Origin of the sequence: Microcystis sp. LE18-22.4A (assembly GCF_027531105.1) — a bacterium.
GTDB classification, from domain to species: domain Bacteria; phylum Cyanobacteriota; class Cyanobacteriia; order Cyanobacteriales; family Microcystaceae; genus Microcystis; species Microcystis aeruginosa.
Map to the genome: position 1 here is coordinate 1 of NZ_JAPZRB010000280.1, position 3119 is coordinate 3119.

A 3119-nucleotide genomic window follows, 5' to 3' on the forward strand; every position below is an offset into this window, starting at 1 on the left:
CATTGCGGGGATAGGGGGGAAAATTCCGGGACTTTTTCCCTGAAAATTAGGTAGTTGACCACCTGAAAATCGATCAAACCCCACACCCCACACCCCACACCCCACACCCTGCCCCCAGAAAAGCTTTTTCAGCAGCCCCTATGTAAATTCGCTATAATCCAGCCAAAGTAATAGTCAACTCTTGTGGGTTTTATGTTATGTCTGCAAAACAAAATTTTGTGTTTGTATTTATTTGGGTGATTAACCTTTTGTTAGCGTTTAAGTTATATTCCGAGCAAGCATCTGTAGTTTTTTTAGCTGTCTTAGTCTTGACAACTTTCTTGCTGATTCTAACTTTGAAAGCTAATTCTAGTAAGGAAAAGAGAGTTAATTCTGACGAGAAAAGTGAGCAAAAAAATGCGAAGCAGGATAGTATAGATTGGCATTCTATATTAGTATTTTTCGCTATTTTTATCAATAACGTTGTTTTATTCTGGAAACTATTTTCCTCTCCGGAACCCCAAGGGGGGATACTGCTCACGATCGCAATTATGGCAGCATTACTTTTATTAACCCTGGGACTTGATAGGTTAGGGTTCCAAAATAAGTTTCCTTTTGTCAAAGTTAAATAAATCAATAATCCCACTTAACCGTTTACTTTTGACTTGATTGCGGGCCGATTTGGGGCAAATGCAAAGCCGGATCCTGCGCTGTCCAACCGACGGGAGTATCTAAGCGCACCTCAAAATGAAGATGGGGGGGAATAATATCTGGTTGTCCCGTGGTGCCAACCGTACCGATAACGTCTCCTGCTCGTACCCTTTGGTCAATTCTCACTGTAACCCTGCTTAAATGGGCATAACGGGTCTGCCGGCGACCTAAATGATTAATTACGACCAAATTACCATAGGCCCCTTCCTGACCCACATAAATCACTAGACCATCCTCGGCGGCTAGAACTGGTGTACCAACATCTGCGAGAAGATCAATACCACTATGAAAGAGATTTTTCGGTTCCGTGGGGCTTTTTTGCCAACCGTAGGCTAATCCGACAGTGCTGGCAAAGGGTAAGGGATAAGAACTTAATCCAGTATAATCCGATCGCTTGCCGGCGGCGGACCAATTGGTGCCGGGGATAAAAACTATTGTCGGCCGGCGACCACAACCGTTAAGCTCAAAGAGTATATCGGCACGAATACCATAGGCCGCTTCTAAATCGCGCCAAGTGGAACCCCGGGGTGCTTCGATGCGAATGCCGTTCATCGGGGGAATGAAGATTTCTTTCCCCACCGGGGCCAAACCATTTTTGAGAATAGTCGGATTGAGTTTAATTATCGTTGCGGGGATGAGAGCGTATTTTTCGGCGATTGAGGCGATCGTTTCTCCCGCTTGGATTTTATGGCGTTGTAACCTTGATAAAATCGGCAGGGGACAAACATTATCAGACCCTTGAGCAAAAATTAATTTTTGATTTAAGCCCAAAAAACCTAGACAAAAAAACCAAATTGTGCTAGTAAAACTGAGCCAAATTTTCTCACTTTTGATTCTCCGACCCATGACCATAAAAAAAGCGATCTCTATAATTACAAAACCCGGAGAATACTGGGAATACTGTCAATAGCTTCTAAAGACTCTATTGCCGCTAAAGCGTTGCGGAAATTGCCCTCGCGCACATCGTGGGTGACAACGACAATTTCGGCTAAATCACCCCTAATACCAATTTGTACCACGGATTCTAGACTAACCCCATGGTCGCCGAAAGCCATACCTAAATGACCGATTACCCCCGGCACATCGCGACAGAGAAAACGGGCATAAAAACGGGTCGATAACGACTCCATCGGGGCGATTTGACAATAATGCTGGTGAATACAGCTTAAAAGCGGGTCAAGTTCCTTGGTTTTGCCACTACTTTTTAAAATTCCGACGATATTCATCACATCCGATACTACCGCGCTGGCCGTCGGTCCGCTACCGGCACCCGGTCCATAAAACATCACTTGGCCCAAGGGTTCCCCCTCGACGAGAATAGCGTTATAGACCCCGTTAGCATTAGCGAGGGGATGGGTTTTCGGTACTAGGGTCGGATGAACCCGCAACTCTAGGGTATCGGAATCTTCCTTAACCGTATCTTTTGCGATCGCTAATAATTTAATCACAAATCCCAGTCTATCAGCGTAGGCGATATCGACGGCGCTAACTTGCCGGATCCCTTCACAGTAAACATCTTCCCGTTTTACCCGACCTCCAAAACCCAAAGAAGCTAAAATGGCAATTTTATCGGCCGCGTCGAATCCATCCACGTCCGCAGTCGGATCCGCTTCTGCATAGCCTAATTCCTGAGCTTTGGCCAGCACTTCGCTAAAATCTGCCCCTTTTTGGCTCATTTCCGTGAGAATATAGTTAGTTGTGCCGTTGACAATTCCCATGATGCTGCTGATGCGATTAGCGCCGAGGGATTGTTTTAAGGGTTTAATGACGGGAATTCCACCACCCACGGCCGCTTCTAGGAGGACATAAACCCCCTTTTCGTTAGCTTTGGCGTAGATTTCATCACCAAAACGGGCAATAACCGCCTTATTTGCCGTAACAACGTGCTTTCCCGATGCGATTGCCTTGAGAATTAAAGAGCGCGCCGGTTCCAAACCCCCCAATAATTCGACAATAATATCAATTTCGGGGTCAGTAACGATCGATTCTAGGTCAGTGGTCAAAAGATGGGGAGAAAGCTCGATTTCTCTGGGTTTATCTAGGGATCTAACTCCCACTCGTCCAATGGTAATCTCTTTGAGTACGGGATGACGACCAAAAGGATCGAGGAGGATTTTCGCTGTTCCCGTCCCCACAACCCCGAAACCGAGTAAACCAATCTTAAAGGTCACGCTTTTATCTCCTGCTAGTCCGACGCAAAAAATACCAATGGCCAAGCCGTCGCCATTGTCGATTCTATCATTACAAGGTCTTTGTCTGTGGGGTTTTCTTTTGCTGGCGTTCAGGGCCTGTTGACATCCTCGCCGCCCTAAAAGTGCGGCGATTCCTAAACCTCACGATTTAAGTTTCTGCTTCCACCACCGTCGCATACCACAGTTAAAAAACCATGTACTGTCTTACACAGAGTCCACAGACTTTCGCCCCATTTC

The 3119-nt window shown here is 46.0% G+C and carries 3 protein-coding genes; 1 reads left to right on the forward strand and 2 read right to left on the reverse strand.

Going from position 1 to position 3119, the window contains the following annotated elements:
• Nucleotides 1-218: 218 nt before the first annotated feature.
• On the forward strand, nt 219-611 hold the full coding sequence (locus O9295_RS13030) for a hypothetical protein (RefSeq protein ID WP_288033222.1): 393 nt from the start codon (nt 219-221) through the stop codon (nt 609-611).
• A 22-nt stretch (nt 612-633) separates the two neighbouring features.
• Here O9295_RS13030 and O9295_RS13035 read toward each other — a convergent pair whose 3' ends face one another.
• Both O9295_RS13035 and O9295_RS13040 read right to left on the reverse strand, forming a co-directional pair.
• Entirely contained in the window at nt 634-1542 is a 909-nt protein-coding gene (locus O9295_RS13035; protein WP_288033224.1) for a LysM peptidoglycan-binding domain-containing M23 family metallopeptidase, read from the reverse strand.
• Nucleotides 1543-1562: 20 nt separating this feature from the next.
• Nucleotides 1563-2861 carry a homoserine dehydrogenase gene (locus O9295_RS13040; protein ID WP_288033226.1) on the reverse strand — a complete coding sequence of 433 codons (1299 nt, stop codon included), beginning with the start codon at nt 2859-2861 and terminating at the stop codon, nt 1563-1565.
• Nucleotides 2862-3119: the final 258 nt, after the last annotated feature.